Origin of the sequence: Bradyrhizobium nivariense (genome assembly GCF_029846695.2) — a bacterium.
GTDB lineage: Bacteria > Pseudomonadota > Alphaproteobacteria > Rhizobiales > Xanthobacteraceae > Bradyrhizobium.
Genome location: NZ_JARWCR020000055.1, coordinates 11291 through 29243, shown reverse-complemented (window position 1 = coordinate 29243; position 17953 = coordinate 11291). Strand labels below are relative to the sequence as shown.

At 57.1% G+C, this 17953-nt stretch carries 9 protein-coding genes; 7 read left to right on the top strand and 2 right to left on the bottom strand.

Going from position 1 to position 17953, the window contains the following annotated elements:
- Positions 1-152: 152 nt before the first annotated feature.
- Positions 153-1253, bottom strand: coding sequence for a LacI family DNA-binding transcriptional regulator (locus QCM77_RS32865; RefSeq protein WP_279686246.1), 1101 nt, complete (start codon positions 1251-1253; stop codon positions 153-155).
- An 86-nt stretch (positions 1254-1339) separates the two neighbouring features.
- On the opposite strand from QCM77_RS32865, the gene QCM77_RS32860 reads away from it, so the two are divergent.
- The 7 genes from QCM77_RS32860 (at position 1340) to QCM77_RS32830 (ending at position 8709) form a co-directional block, all read left to right on the top strand.
- A complete protein-coding gene (locus QCM77_RS32860) occupies positions 1340-2485 on the top strand; it encodes an aryl-sulfate sulfotransferase (RefSeq protein ID WP_279686245.1) in 1146 nt (381 codons plus the stop codon).
- 51 nt (positions 2486-2536) lie between these two features.
- The gene (locus QCM77_RS32855) at positions 2537-3502 is read left to right on the top strand and encodes an ABC transporter substrate-binding protein (protein WP_279686244.1); all 966 of its coding nucleotides are present in this window, start codon (positions 2537-2539) and stop codon (positions 3500-3502) included.
- An 80-nt stretch (positions 3503-3582) separates the two neighbouring features.
- Complete coding sequence (locus QCM77_RS32850; protein ID WP_279686243.1) at positions 3583-4314, top strand: ABC transporter ATP-binding protein; 732 nt, start codon at positions 3583-3585, stop codon at positions 4312-4314.
- 26 nt (positions 4315-4340) lie between these two features.
- Entirely contained in the window at positions 4341-5153 is an 813-nt protein-coding gene (locus tag QCM77_RS32845) for an ABC transporter permease (RefSeq protein WP_279686242.1), read from the top strand.
- An 18-nt stretch (positions 5154-5171) separates the two neighbouring features.
- Entirely contained in the window at positions 5172-6188 is a 1017-nt protein-coding gene (locus tag QCM77_RS32840) for an isopenicillin N synthase family dioxygenase (protein WP_279686241.1), read from the top strand.
- Between the two features lie 40 nt (positions 6189-6228).
- On the top strand, positions 6229-7173 hold the full coding sequence (locus QCM77_RS32835; RefSeq protein WP_279686240.1) for an isopenicillin N synthase family dioxygenase: 945 nt from the start codon (positions 6229-6231) through the stop codon (positions 7171-7173).
- Positions 7174-7686: 513 nt separating this feature from the next.
- On the top strand, positions 7687-8709 hold the full coding sequence (locus tag QCM77_RS32830) for a hypothetical protein (RefSeq protein WP_279686239.1): 1023 nt from the start codon (positions 7687-7689) through the stop codon (positions 8707-8709).
- Positions 8710-9457: 748 nt separating this feature from the next.
- Here QCM77_RS32830 and QCM77_RS32825 read toward each other — a convergent pair.
- Entirely contained in the window at positions 9458-17944 is an 8487-nt protein-coding gene (locus QCM77_RS32825) for an RHS repeat-associated core domain-containing protein (protein WP_279686238.1), read from the bottom strand.
- Positions 17945-17953: the final 9 nt, after the last annotated feature.

Sequence of the window (17953 nt, the reverse complement as noted above, 5' to 3'; positions counted from 1 at the left end):
CATTGGATGGCATCGGTCCTTTAGGTATCGGCAGTGCGCCATTCAACACCACCCTCGTAGTCCCAACGGCTTGAGAGTTATCGTGACGTAGCGGTGCCGCCCGTTCAACTTCGCGTTCGTGCCGGATTTTGAGCGTGAAGGTTCAGCGATATTCAGGCCGACGACGCCCGCTGTATCAATGTCGCCATCGGACCTGTTGCAAATTTGCGCTCGGTTCGTCCGGCGATATGTTCGAGCAGCATTTCAACGCCCAGAATAGCCAGTTCGTCCAGATGCAAGTTGACAGCTGTGAGCGGTGGGTCGCTTTCGCGCGCGTGGATGCCGTCATAGCGCGTAGCCATCTTCAAATCACCGGGAACCGTGCGCCCAAGTTCAGCAACCGCGCGCCGCGTCCCGGCGGCAAACGCATCGACTGATACGAACAGTCCATCGAGTTCGGTGTGTTTTGAGAGGAGATCGAGGGCCGTGGCATGGCCGGCCTCCTCGCCTCCAGCCTCGTTCGCGCGGCGCACGATGGCGGGCATTCGATGCGCACGCGCAAAATCGCGGTAGGCACGTTCGGTTTCCAAATGCGTGTGTCTCTGTTGGGCCCCGACGATCAACGCGATGTTGCGCGCCTTCTGTTGGTAAAGGTGCTCGGTCAGTAACTTGGCCACTTGATAGGGGTTAAGATCGACGTACGGCACGACCTCCTTGCCGGGATATTGGCCGATCGAAACAATCGGGACGCCGCGGTGTTGCAGAAGCATAAATTCAAGATCGCTCTTCGTTGGCTCGACGATGAGCGCGCCGTCAATGTGCAGGTCGCGAAAAGCGGATTGTCCGTTGGTCGATGGTGGGACAAGCACCAGCGCGATTCCGCTTTCGAGCGCGCGTACGGCAGCGGCGGCGGCGATTTCCATCGTGAAGCCCAGCCGCGCCCGCCCGCCGGCGATGGCCATCGACATAGACGAAAAGATCGCGATCGTGTCGGCTCGGCCCGTACGCAGCCCGCGTGCACGAAGATTGGGCGTGTAACCTAGCTTTTCGACCGCCGCCAGCACACGTTTGCGTGTTTCCTGATCGACATTCGGCCGGTCATTGAGCGCGTTGGAAACCGTCGCCGGCGACACCTTCGCCATCTTCGCGACATCGATGATCGTCGGCCGGGGGCGTCTGGCCGGTTCTGGCATCGATGTCGCTGCCGGACTCGTCTGCTCGTTTTTTGAACCGGCCCGCACAATATTTTTGCTAGGTGTTGGATTGACTTTCAACGGGCAAGATCCTCAGAATAGCGCCATTAAAACGTTTTAATAAGACGTTTGTACAAACTACCAGAAAATCGACTCTGAGGACAGAGATGTTGCAAGACGCCGGCCTCCCCCATCATGACCCCGTTTCTGTTGATCAGGTGACCCTTCGGCGACGGGGGGGCGGAGTTATTGCCCACGATCCGGCGCGCAGCGCGGGCGGATATACGCTGATTGCGCCGCAGACCGACGATGGCAACGTCTATCTCATCGATATGACCGGCGAAGTCGTCCATCACTGGAAGATGCCGTGCCGGCCGGGTCGCCACGCGGTGCTGCTGCCCAACGGCAATCTCGGCTATAACGGCAATCTGCCCAATTCGACAAATGCATATCCCGCCTGGAAGCTTTGGCGCGGCGGCGCTTTCTACGAAGCGACGCCCGAGGGGGAGATCGTTTGGGAATACTCCGATCCGTTTCACCATCACGACGGCCAGTGGCTGGCGAACGGCAACCTGCTTTATGGAGCGATGGAGCCGATGCCCAAATCGATCGCCGCGAGAGTTGTCGGCGGTAGCTCGGCACATGACCTTCCGGATGGAGCAGTCTATGCCGACGTCATCAAGGAGGTGAACCGCGAAGGTGAGATCGTATGGATTTGGCGCAGTTGGGAGCATCTGCGCCCGGAGGATTTTCCTATCCACACGATTTTCGACCGCTACCACTGGCCGCTCATCAATGGCCTCGGCGTGACACGCGCCGGTCTTGTGCTGATGAGCCTGCGAACCACTTCCGGCGTCATCGGCGTGGACAGGGCCAGCGGCGACGTCAAGCTGCACATTCCTCATCCTGTCGTCGCGCAGCAGCACTCGCCGGTCGAGCTCGATAACGGCAACATCCTGATCTTTGATAACGGCAACTTGCGTCATGGTGTGACCTCGCCGTCGTCGCGAGTCGTTGAGGTCAACCCACTGACCAACGCCGTTGCGTGGGAGTATTTCGACGAGATGCGACCGGCCTTTTTCTCTCCCTATATGGGCGCCGCCGAGCGTCTGCCGAACGGCAATACGCATATTACGGAGTCCGCGACCGGCCGCCTGTTCGAGGTAACGCCCGAACGCGATGTCGTTTGGGAATACGTCATCCCGTACTTCTCCGTATATCCGGAGCCCGAGGTGCGCAGCTATTCGACGGGCCAGCATAACAGCGTGTTTCGCTCGCACCGCTATCAACAGTCGCAGATTCCATGGCTCTGAGCCGCTGTCAGAAGCGCACGAATTGATCCCGATACCTCATGGAGAAGACAGATGTCCGGTCCGTCTAAAATGACCTACGTCGCACTTTGCGGACTGACCGTGTCCATGCTCCATATGGTCTCGGTCCATGCCCAAGAACCGAAGCAGGTTCGGCTGCTGATGGGCTGGTTTGCTCAGGCGGACCAGAGTGGCTACTGGCAGGCCCAGATCGATGACGCCGGCAAGGACAAAGGTCTCAAGATCACGACCCTTGCCGGTGGTCCAAAAATTCAGACCATTCCCCAGGTTTTGGCGGGGCAGGCCGAATTCGGCGTTGGTAATGCGGACGACATCATGCTCGCGCGCTTGCGCGGCGCACCCGTTCGCGCGGTCTTTACGTCCCTCGATTATGTGCCTTACACGCTCGTCTATCACGCTGACCCCGCAGTCAAATCGATCACCGACCTCAAGCAGAAGACCTTCGCGGTCAATATCGGCTTCGGCTATTGGGAATGGATCAAAAAGAAATATGGAATTGCGGGCGTTCGCGAAATTCCCGTGAGTGGCGACCTCAGCCTGTTCAAGTCCGATCCGAACATGGTGCAGCAAGGCTACTCCCTCTTTCTGCCGGCGCGCATGACGGAAGCGAAAATTCCCAATTCGCAAATCAAGGTCTCCGACCTCGGTTACAAGCCATACAACGTGCTATTCACCAGCGACGACATGATCGCGAAGAATCCGCAACTCGTGAAAGACACGGTCGCCGCCGTGAAGGAATCCTGGAAACACTTTGCGCAAGACCCGTCCACGTCACGTGCGTTTATTCTCGGACTGAACAATTCGGTTTCCCCGACCGTTCACGATGCAGCGGTCAAGGATTTGACGTCGGAGCTTCTGCCCAAGGATATTTCAAAGATCGGTTGCATGACCGATGGCCGATGGCAGGAGCTCTCTGCGCAGTTGAAGGACGTCAATTTTCTGCCCGCAAGCTTTGACCCCAAGACAGCCTACGACCTGTCCTTCGTCCCGGGGTGCTGACCGTGTACTCTCCTACTCCAGCCGCCGTCGTCCCTGAAACGGACCCGTTTGCGCCCTCATCGCGGCGGCGCGCCGGCGCGGTGTCGATCTCTATCGAAGATGTCTGGAAGCAATTTTCGTCCGGCGCGAAGGCGCTCGATAACATCAACCTCGCAATTGCCGGAGGCGAGTTCATCTCGATTGTCGGTCCGTCAGGTTGCGGCAAGTCCACTCTCCTCCGGATCGTGGCCGGTCTCATCGCGCCGACAGCCGGGACGTGCCGGAAAGCAAGCAATGCAACGGCGGCATTCGTCTTTCAAGAGGCCGCGCTGTTGCCATGGCGCAACGCGGCGCGCAACGCCGAATTGCTGATGGAATTGGAACGTTATCCGCTCGCGGACCGTCGCGCGCGCGCTCAGGAGGCGCTCGATCTCGTCGGACTTGCCGGTTTCGAAAGATTTTATCCGCACCAGCTGTCGGGCGGTATGCGTATGCGGCTTTCGTTGGCGCGCGCCATTGCATTGCGCCCGGATCTAATGTTGCTGGATGAGCCGCTCGCAGCCGTCGACGAACTGACGCGCGATATCCTGCAGGAAGAACTGTCCAGCCTGTGGCAGAAGACCGGCTTTACCGCCTTGCTGGTCACGCACAACATCCACGAGGCGGTGTTCTTGTCCGATCGCGTCGTCGTGATGTCGCAGCAGCCGGGTCGCATCGTCGATGTAGTGGATGTTCCTTTCCCGTTTCCTCGTTCTCCCGAACTGCGGTCGACAGTCGAATTCGTAAAGCTGACGGGAACGGTGTCGGCGGCGCTGCGACAGCGGAAAAGCTGAGACCAAAGCAAGGCTGGGATCAACACATGGCGACCATGTCACACATTCGCAGCAAGGTGACCTCGGGGCTCGCGATCGGCCTGCCGCCCACCCTTGTGGCGATCGCTGCCCTGTTGCTGTGGTACGTGCTGGCGATCAAGGTCTTCAAAGGCCAGAGCTACCTGCTGCCGGCGCCGGACGACGTGGCCGCCGCCTTCGCCGAAAACGGCGCAGTCATCCTTGCCGCAGCCATGACGACGCTCAAGGAAGCGACGTGCGGTTACGTCGCGGCAGTGGTGCTTGGTATCTCCTTCGCGGCGATCCTGAGCCAATCGCGCGTGCTTGAGCGCAGCTTCTATCCCTATGCTGTTCTGCTCCAGACTGTTCCCGTTGTGGCGGTCGCGCCCCTGATCGTCTTGTGGTTTGGCTACAACGACCTTTCGGTCATCATCATCAGTCTGATTATCTCTCTGTTTCCGATCATCAACAATTCTTTGCTTGGGTTTCGGTCGACGTCCCGAAGCCTGGTGGAACTGTTCGCCATGCACCGCACGAACAGGCTGACGAGTTTCTGGAAGCTGCGGCTCCCCGGAGCGCTTCCGAATATCCTGGCGGGCCTCAAGATTTCCGCCGGCCTTTCGGTGATCGGAGCCATCGTCGGCGAGTTCATCATTGGCTCGGGCAATTCGCAGGGCGGATTGGGCGTGCAAATCATCTTTGCCCAAGGTCGCATGTACACGTCGCTTCTGTTTGCGGAGGTGATCGCGGTGACCGCACTTGGCTTTCTATTTTTCACCGTCATCAGCCTGATCGGCAATCTGTTGCTGAAAAATTGGCATGAATCGGCAACGAGTCACTGAATTTCCAAGGAGAAAACCATGACCGCAGGCGTTCCTATTGTCGATATCTCCGCGTGGTTTAACGGCAGCGAGGCGGAGCGTGACCAGGTCGCGCAGAATGTCGCCCGGGCTTGCGAAGAGTGGGGCTTTCTTCTCCTCGCGGGGCACCAAATCGATCTCCATCTGATGCGATCGGTGGCCGAGGTTTCGCGCGGGTTTTTCGATCTTCCCGTTTCGGAGAAAATGGAATCGAATGCCATGGGCAGCATTGGCGGCCGTGGTTATTACCGCATGGAAGCGAAATCTCTCGCGCGTACATTGGGCGACAAGAACGCGCCGGGCGATTTGCGCGAGTCGCTCCGGATCGGGGCGGAAACGCGTGACGATGATCCTGCGACAACGACGCCAACTGCCGCCGGCCATTTCGCCTCCAACACATGGCCACGAAAGCCCGCCGAATTGAAGGCGATCTGGACGGCCTATTACAATGCTTGCTCGAAGCTTTCAGCGGAGTTGATGCGAATTTGCGCACGCTCGCTTGGCCTCGCGGACAACTGGTTCGACGACAAGATCGACCGGGCCACCAGCAACCTCATCGCCCAGAATTATCCGGCGCTCGACAAGCCTCCGGTTCCCGGCCAAATCCGTAACGGCGCGCACACCGATTTTGGAACGCTCACATTGTTGATGGCTGAAGACAAGCCGGGTGGGCTTCAGGTTGTGGGAATAGACGGCGAGTGGCACGACATTCGTCCCGTTCCGGGAACGTTCATCGTCAATCTCGGGGACATGATGGCGCAATGGACGAATGATCGCTGGCGTTCGACCCTGCATCGCGTCGTCAATCCCCCGGTCGACGCCGGCGCCGCATCGCGCCGTCTCTCGGTCGTGTTTTTCCATACGCCGAATTACGACGCAACGATCGCCTGCATCCCGTCGTGCACCGACGCGGACCATCCTCCGAAATACGCGCCGATCCTGTCCGGGGAACACATCGCTGGCAAGCTCAGGGCCACAGAGAGCCTGGCGAAAGAACCGGCCAAGCCCAACGCCTAACGGAACGTGATCGTTTGCTCTGGACTGCGGAGTTGTCTGAGTGAAGATCCCCGTTGGAATTCCTGTCATCGACATCGCGCCATTGCTGGAAGGCGATTCGGATAAAGTACGCGACGTCGCCGGCAGCATCGGCGACGCGTGCCGCCAGATCGGGTTTTTCCATATCACCGGACACGGTATACCGTCTGAAACGGTCTCGAGAATCTTTCAGATGTCGGCCGCCTTCTTTGCGGCGCCCGACGTCATCAAGCAATCCGTCGGGTTCACCGGAATTGGCAGCAATCGCGGCTATGTCCGGGACAGGGGCGAAGCGCTCGACCGCCGGCAGCCCGCGGAGGTGAAAGAGGCGTTCAATATAGGATTGGAGCTTGCGCCGAACGATCCCGAACTGTTGGCCAAAAAGTCGTTTCGTGCAGCGAACATGTGGCCCAACATACCGGGCTTCCGCACGACCATGCTCGACTATTTCGACCGGATGTGGGGCTTGGGCCGCACACTGCATCATGCGTTCTCGATAGACCTTGGCCTTGAGGCAACTTTCTTTGACGAACACTTTCGGAAGCCGATGGCGAAGTTGCGCTTGCTGCATTACCCGCCTTCGACGAAGCCCCTTGAGGAGGGGCCGCTCGGCGCGGGCGTCCATACGGATTACGGCCACGTCACCGTCCTTGCGACCGATGCCGTCGGCGGCCTCATGATTCGTGACCGCAACGGCCGTTGGCTGTATGCCCCCGTTGTCCCTGGAGCATTCATTTGCAATGTCGGTGATTGCCTGATGCGCTGGACAAACGATATCTACGTCTCGACACCTCACAAGGTATTGACGCCGCCGGGGCGCGACCACTTTTGCGTCGCATACTGTTTCAATCCTGACCCCGGCGCGGCGATCCGGTGTCTGCCGACATGCGCAACTCAGGACCGCCCTGCGCGATATCCGGCGGTGACCTACGTGGATTTTCTGAAAGCGAGACTGGAGCCGACCTAAACGGGCAACGGGCGGCTGACGCTTGACCTCGATGCAGATGCGCAATCGATCGGGTGGCGCTCCGAGGTCAACCGTGTAACTGGCGGCGCGGCCTCGCTTGGGCGAGGCCAGCGGCCGGCTATTTTGACACGCATTTTGGTTGGTGGCGACAGGCGCGTCAATTCTACGGGCGAGCGCAAGCGTCGATCATGCGGCGTACACCTGAGACAAGGCGCGAAGATAATCACTCGTGCCTCATTGCGATGCCGCCAGTTTAATCAATGACGCCACGCTTTGACCACGACACAATCCAATTAAAACGTTTTAATACGGCCGATCTTGATGCCAGATGGTTTGACCAACTTAAGCGAAGCAGGCGAGGCCGTCAGGTTCGACGAAGCAAAGGTCAAAATGAAATCGTCGATCAGGTGGCGCGTGGGGGCAAGAATCGCGCGCTGTCAAATCGATAGAGCACCGCATTCAGCGGTGTTGTGACGTCAGTCAAACATTGTGTGTCGAACGGGGGACTTCCTTATGGCCTACAGTTACCGGGCAGTCGCAGCCGCGACGATGCTTGCACTTGCGATCCTTGATCCATTGAGCGCGGCAAGCGCCGCCGACCTCGAGCCATTCCCGGCCAAGGCGAAACCGATCGCAGATCTTCCGTTCTTTCTGATCAACGACAATCGCCTGACCTTCGCATACCAGTTTACCGCGACTGAGCCGGGTGCCACGGCCAAGACGGCGAAACAGGTTTATGCCTTCACCCACTTCGACGCGTGGGCTTACGGCACCAACTTTTTCAACATTATAGCGTTGAAGTCGGATCACGCCGATCCCGCCGGTCCGTGCCTCGGCACGGTCGCCACGGGTTGCGCTGGCGCCACCGAATTCTTCGGCGCGGCCCGCAGCACGTTCGGTTTCAATGAAATCTTCAACACAAAAGCGTTCAGCATGGGTCCACTGCGCGACGTGTCGTTTGAGGTCGGCGCGGACGTTGGCGTCGAGAACCGGTTCTTCGGTGCATCGAGGCGCGCCCTTGTCGCTGGTCTGCAATTTGCGTTCGATTTGCCTTACAAGGGCTTCTTCAACATTGCGCCGATGGTCTCCCAGATCAACAACCATAACAGCTTCGCGCAATGCGGCTTTGCCGCGTCTGCGACGAACTGCCTCCCTGACGGAAACACCCATTTCGACGCAACCTGGGCGGTTGAAATGAACTACTATATGGACCTCGGATTTCTACCTCCGAGCCTGTCGTATTTCGCGATTAGCGGTCGCGCCGGCTTCACCGGTCCGAAAGGCAGCTCCACCGCACCGGCGGTTAGTACGCCGACCAAAACGGAGCTCAACAGCGAGCCGATCCGTCTGACATTCGATGCCGGCAAGGCCTTCTGGGGAGCGAAATACACGCACGGTGTCGACATCTGGGTCGCATACAATTACTGGCAGAACAAATTCGGCTCTGATCACAACAAAGCCTTCGCCTGTATCGGCGCCTTTGCCGGATCCTGCACCGAGAGTACTGTGTATTCGGGCGTCACCGTCAAATTTTGATCCGGCATAAGCTCGACAAATAATATGGCGTCGCGATGACCTTGCGGCGCCAATTTTGTTTGGGCTCAGCTCCTTACAATGTAGAGAAGCCTCCAAGATTTTGACACCGATTGCCCCCTCCGCAGGCGGCGCAAGCGATTCCGGCGAATCCGCGATTACAATTGCGGGTGACAAAGCCCCGCTTTAGCGCCGCCCAATATCGTGCGCCATCGGATCCGAACCGAGGCCCTTGCTCGTCAGCAAACGGTTGAACTGATCGGCTGAAAAAAGCTGCCCGTCCGGGGCCGTTGCTCTTCATCGCAAAATCCGTCCTCCGACCCCACGCTCAGGAGCTACGGCGCGCGCGGTGACTAATTTGGGAGTAACATCACGAAACTGGCCGCAACAGCCGCTGTCGCACTACGCATTGAGTTGCTGCCGGTTCGAACGATCGGATACAATGAGAACAGTGCAGCGGCGGAGAGAGTGTCAGTCAATCCCCATTGAAAGATAAAACATTTTCGAACTTCCTAGGCTACAACCCACCGTTTGACCTACGGCCAAATAGGATTGCGCCTTCGACAAAAATCTGTTTCGGCCAATGGCCCATTGTGGATCGGCTTAACCTTTGCCCCCAGTCGCGCCCGATCCCAGCTCGTGGGCTGTGCGTGCCGCAACCCATTCCAGTTTGCAGCGCTGCACGAGGTCGATGTTTGCCGCCGAAGGCGAGGCAATCGGAGCCGCGACACAGGCAGGGTGCGATTGTTTGTCATCGGAAACCCGAGAACGCCCCACCCTCGCCGCGTCCATATTTGTCGGCCGATCTCTCGAAGCCGTTTGTATCCTTGATCCCACCAAACATGAAATATGCTGGTGCGAAGAGTGGCCCTAACCTCTCGTACTGATAAGTGTGCCCCTCCTCGTGCGGCCCGTACTGAACCGAATTTGTCGAATTGAGTGGCTGAGATTGATCCGCGCCATAAACGTAGGTTAGCTCGTCTCGACGAACACCGTTGAATATCTCGACACTTCCGATGGTTATCGCTCCGCCGGTACCCCACGGCGCGTTCAGCAACTGCAGGGAATTATTCCCGAACGTCCATTCGGGATGGGTACCCATGAGCAAACCAGCACCATACTCAACCAATCCAACTGCGAGGCCAAGCACCGTATTCGGGAGCGCCCATATCTTTCCTACCAATGAGGACCCACCCTCGACCCAGGTCCTGAAATCGGCGCTGAAGGCGCCGAGGATTGCTCCATTTGCAAACTTCTCGCCATTAATCGCCGAAGTTGTCCCCCCGATTAGACCGGACTTCACGACATTCCCTGTATGGCTCATGTCCTGGGGACCATATGTGCTGACTGCTGTGGCAATGAGTCCGGCCTCTAAACCGGTCCAGAAATTACCGCCTTCCGCAGCCTGACGAGCTCCGGAAATCACACCATGCGTGGCGATCGAGCCGACCTCGGATGCAGTCGTCGTCTGCGTACCAACCGCCCCGAAATAGGCATTGGCTTCCCCGGACGCAGCGCCCGCAAAAGCACCTATCACAGCACCTTTGATTGCAGCGCCGATGATGTCGTCCGTGCTACCTCCATATAGGGCGGCACCGAGCGCACCGCCCGCGGCCCCAGCGGCCATTCCGCCAAGAATCCCCGCCCCCACCGCACCTAGCGCCGGTGTAGCAGCACCGACTGTTACAACTTCGATCACGATAACGACGACAACGACAACGACGATACGCCAGTTTTCACTGAACCATTTACCCACCTCGCCGCCAAAATGCTTTATACCCTCCCAGGCAGAGCCGATGGCGCCGCCGACAGCGTGTGCAGCACCTTCTATAGCTCTGCCGATGTCACCAAGTGAGAAGTAGCCGGTCGGATCGGTGTATCGGAGCGGATTTGCGCGCGTGTAAAGATAACCGTTCCCGCTCTGTGTATCGGTGACCATCTGATTGAGTGGGTCGACAGAGGTAAACAGACCAAGGGCAGAGCTGTATACTCGCCCGTTCATGTGTACCAGCGCAAACTGATCCAGTTGTTCTTGCCCGGTAAATCCTCGCGTCCACGTACCCGCGATCCGTTCCGACTCTCCCTTCCCAGGATGATTGTTTTCGCGCTTGGTTGTTGCGCCCCACGGATCGTACCAAAATCGTTCGCGAATTCGCCCATCCTGATCGGTCACGCGGAGAGTCGAACCGAGCTGGTCTGCATGAATATACCAGGTTTCGGTCTTTGTTCGCTTTCCAAACCACCGTGATTTCGGATCGCGCGGCTCGAAGAGCTCAGTGTTAGCGTACGACTCGTCGGTCTCCACCACCGCAAAGACGCCGGATCCGTTACTGATGTAGTTTCGAGACCGCGTAATCCCGCCGAAACCGCTAAATTTTGACGGTCGAAGATAATCGGTGTTTCGAGACAGGGAATAGTCGGTGACCCGTTCGAACAGACCAACGTAGAGCGTTTCCTGCGAAACGGTACCCTTGCGCGCAAATTGCCGGAAACGATCGCCACCAGGACCGTAATCGAAGCGCGACCATTTCGCTTCCTCGAGATAGATCAACTTGACGCGGTTGTCCGACGTGTAGTCGAGATGCCCCTGTGGCATCGAAATCATGTTGCCGTTCAGGTCGTATCTATAGGTGTGAGAGTCCTTTCCGTCTCCAGTCCCCTCTACGCCATGGAACGGATGAAACCCGTCGTTTTGTATGGTGCCTGGATGTTTGGCGTATTGATAGTCTCCCAATCCGGCCTTGAACTTGAACCGCCCGGCGGCGTCATAATTGTACCTGGACTTGCCGTTGTCGGCGCTCACGACGGCGATCAAGCGATTGAGATCGTCGTAATCGAAAGTCTCTTTTTTCTGTTCAACGGCTTCGTCGCGCTCCGTGAGATTTCCGATCAAATCAAAATCCAGCGCGAGATCCATCACTTTTCTGCCATTCATTCCCCTGGCCGAGATCTTGGATATGCGTTCGTCGGACCGTCTGTATTCCTTCACTGTTGTTACGCCATTGCCTAACGTTTCCTCCGTCACGCGTCCCAGAACGTCGATTGCTTTTGCGTCCCAATAAGTCTGGGATGTCGCTGCATCTGTGACTTTGACGAAAAATCCGTTGGTGTCGTAAACATTCCTGACGGCAAACCCGCTCGGATATGAGACGCGAACAGCACGTCCGTAGGAATCAAACTCGCTCGTCGTGAAAAACTGTTCTTGATCGATCGCTACGGCGGTGCCGTTCATCCGACCAAAGTTGTCGTAGAAATATTCTGCGCGATACCCATTCGAGCTCGCTACCGAAGCGATTTTGCCAACTCCGTGTTTCGCGCGGTCATACTGCCAGGTCGTCAATACGTCCTGGGCGGCGCGCCGGAAGGGGCGACCTGCCAGGTCGTACTCCATCGTCGTTTTCTGACCTTTGGCGTCAGTTTGCCAAACAACACGACCAAACGGATCATATTGGTAGCTCCAAAGTCCAAGGTCAGGATCTGAGACCGCAGCCTTGTTCCCGAGCTCGTCGTAAGTGTTGACAGTTACGGCGCCGGTCGGGCCGGTAATCTTATCCACGCGTCCGCCAGCATCATATTCGAGAGACACACTGCCCTTGGCGTCTACGGACACGACCGTCTGCTTGCGCATGTTTATCGTTGAGGAAGTCCGCCGCCTGAGCCCCTTGCTGTTGTAGATATTCGAAGGAAATGCCTTTCCGCATGACAGCAACTGCCGATCGCTGTCGCTCAATTGCTTCCGTGGATCGACTTCCACTATGACGGTGCCGCCTCCTTTGGGTCTTCCGACAAAGAGCGTCTCGGAACGCAGTCCGTTAATCCCGGTCGCCGCGCACACGCGGCCGAGCGCATCGTATTCGTTACTCATCCAGCGAATATTAGCGTCTGCCGCTTCATGCGGCACAGACGATCGCATTACCCGTCCAAGCGAGTCGTACTCAGCTTCCTTGAAAATGAGACGCTCGCTGGACGCGTTTGTTGCAAAGCCGCTCGTGACCTGCCGCAACTGGCGTCCCTTTGCATCGAACAATGCCCAGGTTTCCGGAAGCGTCCCTACCTGAGACCTGATAGCGTAGCTGACTGGCGCAGTAAGTCCCCAGGCAATGTCACGGCCTGCACCGGCTTTGGGAAGTGCAGATGGACTGACCAGATCAGTAATGTTTTGGACTCCGGTCGGCATGATTTGCCTTCGTAGCCGTCCAAATCCGTCATAGATGAAGGTCGTCGTGAGCCCATTCATGTCCGTTGCGAGCAGCGGTTGACCGGACCTCGGGTCGCGTTCGACTGACGATTTATGCTTGAAAACGTCAGTTTGGGAGACGGCGTACCGTCCAAATTTATCGAAGCTGGTAGACGTGACCTGGTCAGGCTCACCTGCCGCCAAAACGATGTTGGTCTCTATGTTTCCATATCGATCGCGCAATAGCTCGGTTTTGACGGCCTTTGGGTTCCCGCAATTTGTCTCCTGCAACCTGGTGAGTCCGGTGTCTCCATAGTATTCAAACCTGGAGCAGTGCGTCTCCGTCTTGCGGTCCGCTTTCCCCGGTACGACGTCCCCTTTCTTTGTGACAATCGAGTGCGTCAACCGTCCCAGGAACCAGGCCGCCGAATTGTCTTCATACTCGTTGTCAGTCTGGATAGAGGTTTCGTCCGCGAGTTCGCTCCGGGTACTCAGGACGTTGCCGTGTCGATCGAAAAGGCCTCCCGTATCGTCGTAAGCAAAGGTATCTGTCCCTCGTGAGATGATATTTCCATCAAGCTCAAACGATGTTGAAACCGACTTCCAGATGGCGGCCTGACGAACCACTTTACCCGAAAGCGTAGCGGCAGGACGGCCGGAGCGTGCACATGACGCGACTTCGGGAAGCTGAAATTCGTTGATGTGCCCCTGTGCGTCGCCCTCAACAATGCTCCAGCACTTATTCAGTTCGGAGATCTTCCGTCCCCAGGCAGGACTGACCGCGTTTCCCGACGCGCACAGGCTCTTCGGGAATTGATCGTTAGGATCACTACTTGAAAGCGCCTTCGCTACCATCGATCTCAACTGATCATTATCGACGGCGCACGATGTCTCCACCGCCGCACCGGGTCGAGCGCGCGCATCCTGAATCAGCTCGCTGCGCGTGAGAATTCTGCTGAACTCATTCAGGCTCTCACGCCATCCGAAACCAAGGGACCGACTGGCATTGGCATCCATCAAATACTCGCCGTACCGATAGTCGAGAACAACCGGCGGCTTGCCATCTGCTTCATCAACGCTTGATTGCCGGACAACGTATGTGGTCGGCACAGGTGCTACCCTTGGATAACCGCTCGCCGGTTTGCGCTCATAGACGCGCCAGCCGAGAGGATTTGGCTGGACGCCTGCCGGCGAGGCATTGCAATCGTTGCCAGATGGGGAGTCGGAGCAATCGTATTCAAGTAACGTCTGATATGCGATATTCGTTTTGATCCCGTAGCCATCCAGAACGGAAGATAGGACGTCGGCGCGCCGGGTCTGATTCAGATATACAGTCTGCGAGCCTCCGAATGAGGCAACAATGTCGGTGACCCCTTTCCCCGTAACGCTAAACAGCCTCACACCCTGATCGACGCCGTCGCCATCGACAAAGCTGATGCCTGCTGGCACCACGTTGTCCTTTCGCGTTTTCCAGTCGTGCCCGTTGTTCAGCGACAGCCCACGTCTGGCCTGTCCATTTTCATCCGGCCTTAGCCACAGGACGTCGATGTAGCCATCACCATTGGCATCGACCAGCCGAAAGCCTGGATCTCCGTCCTTTGAGGAGATAGCGTCGGCCGGGATCTTCCAGTCGCTTGCTTCAATCCAGCCGGCCCCGGTGCCGAGCCACGTCTTTGACTGATCCGGTGCATCTCCCTTTGACATCACAACGTCGGGCAAGCCATCGCCGTTGACATCAATAAGCTGAATTAGCGTCTTGGACTCACGATATACGGCATCGAGTTCGACAGGGGCCTTGATTCCGCTCGCGATCCACTTTGTGCCGTCGTTCGTCCAAACACTGTTCCTGGAGCCGCCAGTAATTGGATCCTGGTAGGCAGCCACGACCGATGGCAGGCCAGCGCCGGTAACATCCGAAAGTTGAACAAACAGATCGATCGAGTGGTCACTGGGTGAGGAATATTGCGTCACAAATGGGACTGGCGGAAGGTAGCCGGCACCAGCGTCAGTCCATTTGTTGCCGTCAAACGTAAAAGCTCGTCTGTTCCACGCTCCTTCCGCCGGGCAGCCCGGACGCGGATTAATGGGACCGCATTGCGCTCGGCCTTCCCGGAAGCTTTTGAGAACACCAAGCTGATGAACGTCAAACTTAACGAACCGTACCCCCATGTCTCCGATGCCGGAAGCGGCCAAAGGGAGAGCTTCAACGGGCGGAGAGAACCGCGCGAGTTTTTCTGGATCATTCGCTGCGTCTACCCACTTCCTCCCGGTCGCACCGTCGCTTTCGTTGAAGTAGATCTTTGTGACGATATTGTTCGACTTATCCCGATAGCTGTAGATCAGATCAGTGAAGCCATCGGCATTCAGGTCGACAAACTGGATCGGGTTGCCCGTTATGTCGGCACCCGCAAAGGGTATCGGTGGACAAAGTCCACTCTTCATCGGAAGCGCTGTCTTCGATGTATCGAACGCTTCATCTGGATTGGTGCAACCTGTTCCCTCCGGGGCCCAGCCGTGACCGGTGTTTCGATAGGCGCCGCTTTCCAGATACGTTTTTCCATTCTTCGTGACGAGGCGGCTGTATACCGCGTCAGGCAGACCAGTACCGTGCAGATCGACGAATCGCACTCTGGTGTCAGTCTTGTCCTTGGTCGCGATCTGTATTGGTGGTGCAAACGACGGTTGAAGCGTGAATCCGCTGCCATCGTTTGTGTAGAATACTCCAAACTGACGATTGCGTCCCTCGTCCGTCGAGCTTGTCACGCGTTGGTTGTTGAGGATTGCAACATCGTCGCCGCCATCGCCGACTATTGGCCCGACAAACGAGAATACCGGATCTTGCGTATCCAGACTGTTGAGCGCAGCTTCAGGCAAGAACTTCGGTGAGTCATGCCATCCGGCTGCGTCCTGAGTATAAGCGAACCGGATCGACGAGCCGTTCGGCAACAAAGTATTCGCAACTATTCCGTCGTATCCGTCGCCCTTCAGATCTGCAACAAGCGCTTTTGAAGGCGTCCCGCTCGCATCAACGAGATTGAATTTTGGCACCTTGTTGTTGCCAAGCAGCTTCCAGCCGTTTTTGCTCGGAACGACTGCCAGATGCAGATTGGCCTTTGCAGAGGCAACGATAAATCCCCTACACTTTGAAGACGCGCCGTCAAAGTGCACTTCCCTTACAGCTTCCGGGTCAGTATCTGCGGGGAACGGGGGGCGCCATTTTGGATCGGTCTCTTCCGCCCAACCCGAGGGAGTATAACGGAAGATCTTCCATGCCGAGGTGCCATCTGCATTTTTGACTGGCCCAACCAGAGCTGGCGGCCCCCCCGAACACTCGAGGTCAATCAGATAGGTCTCTCGATCGATAGAAATCGGCGGAGAGAATTCGTCTTTCTGTACTTCCCAGCCTAGTTTGTCGCCCGGGCCAAGGTTTTTCAGAAAGCCCTTCTTGGTCCCCGAAGTATATATCAAGTCCGGACCACTACCGCCTGACCACTTCGCGAACCGATAGCTTGAGGCGACCTTTCCATCTTCACTCACGACAAAAGGTACGTTGTATTCGGGGTGAAGTTCATACTGTTTGGCCCCGGCAAGGTAGGCCGACTGGACCCACTGCTTCGCGCGAACATCGCTTTCGATGATCGCCGCCCTTCCCGAACCATCGATGTCCGCAACAATCACACCCAGGTCGGAGCCGTCTTCGTCGACGAACGGAACGGGAGGCGCAAAACCAGACGCTTTTCCCTGGAGGTCAGTTCTTCCGCTTTCCGTCCAGGGCTGGCCACCCGGCTTCCACGAAGCGGGGCCGCCGTTCTTGAACGCGAACGCGACGTTCTTTCCGTTTATCTGAGCCGCAAAAAGTAAATCAAGTCCACCCGCCAGGCCCGGATCGACGTGGGCAAAGCGGTACCCTCTGGCCACGCGGTCAATATCCCCGAGAGTCAAGGCCGAAGGCAATAGGTTCGGCGCGGAGATCCAACCCGCATTCGCCGGCGTATAGTCAAAGCTGGTTGGTGCAATTTCAGTGGCGTCGTCCGCTCCAAACATATGGAGCTTGGAAAGAACCAGTCTGCCCGCAGTCTCGGTCGGTTTGTAATCAAGGTGATAATGTGCGACCTGACGAACGCCGGCGACGGCGCCCGAGATCTTCGACTTGCAGTCGAATGGATAAGAGATCAAAGTTTCCGAGACGCAGGAATGCAAATCGGTGAGATTTTTCTCTTTCTTTAGCAGACCACCCGACAGATAGACTTCGAGCGGTCGTGGGGCATCCTGGTATGTAAACGATACACTTGCAAATGGAGCACGGTCGACCGAAATCACGGCCTTTTCGTCGATGGAGCCATGACCCGTGTAGAGCACCTGATCGATGTTATAGTCGCCTTTGCCGTTCTGCTTGTAATGAAATTCTACAATGTTTCCTGCAGTATCGATTACGGCGCTTTCAGGGAACGCAAGAACGTGGTCCTTGAGATTATCGCCGGCAACGTCTCGTCGGATCAGAATCGACGCATCATATTTCAGCGGGTCGGGCGACGGGGTTGACGCATTACCCGGGTTACCGAACACGATTGTGAGTCCGCCCTTGGTACGAACGCGAAAGTAAGATCGCTCAAGACTGGCTCCATACCGAACGATCTCGGTATAATCGTCATTGACCTTTCGATAATATGTTGCACCCGGTATTGACGATGCAGCCGCCGGGACTTCAACCAGTCTCTGACCATCTAGATAGAGCGCATCCTTATCGTCGAAGCTAATTCCCGAGGGGAGACCATCGACGAAAACATCACGCGGTCCGCGCGTTATCGCGGAGAGACCTGCTATAGACCAACCGGCTCCGAGAACACCACCAAACGCCTGACTATCATATCCCAAGGATATTTGTGGCTGCGTGCCCGCCGAACCGGGCGCAATCTTGATTGGAACAGAGTAGCTACTGCTTCCGGATAGTGAGACGTCGAAACTTCCAGGAATTGCCCCGACGGTCACGTCAGCCGAAAATGCCGCAGGTGATGCGCCCATGGTCGCAAGAGCGCACAAGATGGCTGCTTGCCTTCGCATTGTCCCCCT

Bases quoted from the DNA above. Each gene is read 5' to 3' on its own strand.
- QCM77_RS32860 (WP_279686245.1), top strand. From the start codon at position 1,340: ATGTTGCAAGACGCCGGCCTCCCCCATCATGACCCCGTTTCTGTTGAT.
- QCM77_RS32855 (WP_279686244.1), top strand. From the start codon at position 2,537: ATGTCCGGTCCGTCTAAAATGACCTACGTCGCACTTTGCGGACTGACC.
- QCM77_RS32845 (WP_279686242.1), top strand. From the start codon at position 4,341: ATGGCGACCATGTCACACATTCGCAGCAAGGTGACCTCGGGGCTCGCG.
- QCM77_RS32840 (WP_279686241.1), top strand. From the start codon at position 5,172: ATGACCGCAGGCGTTCCTATTGTCGATATCTCCGCGTGGTTTAACGGC.
- QCM77_RS32830 (WP_279686239.1), top strand. From the start codon at position 7,687: ATGGCCTACAGTTACCGGGCAGTCGCAGCCGCGACGATGCTTGCACTT.
- QCM77_RS32825 (WP_279686238.1), bottom strand. From the start codon at position 17,944: ATGCGAAGGCAAGCAGCCATCTTGTGCGCTCTTGCGACCATGGGCGCA.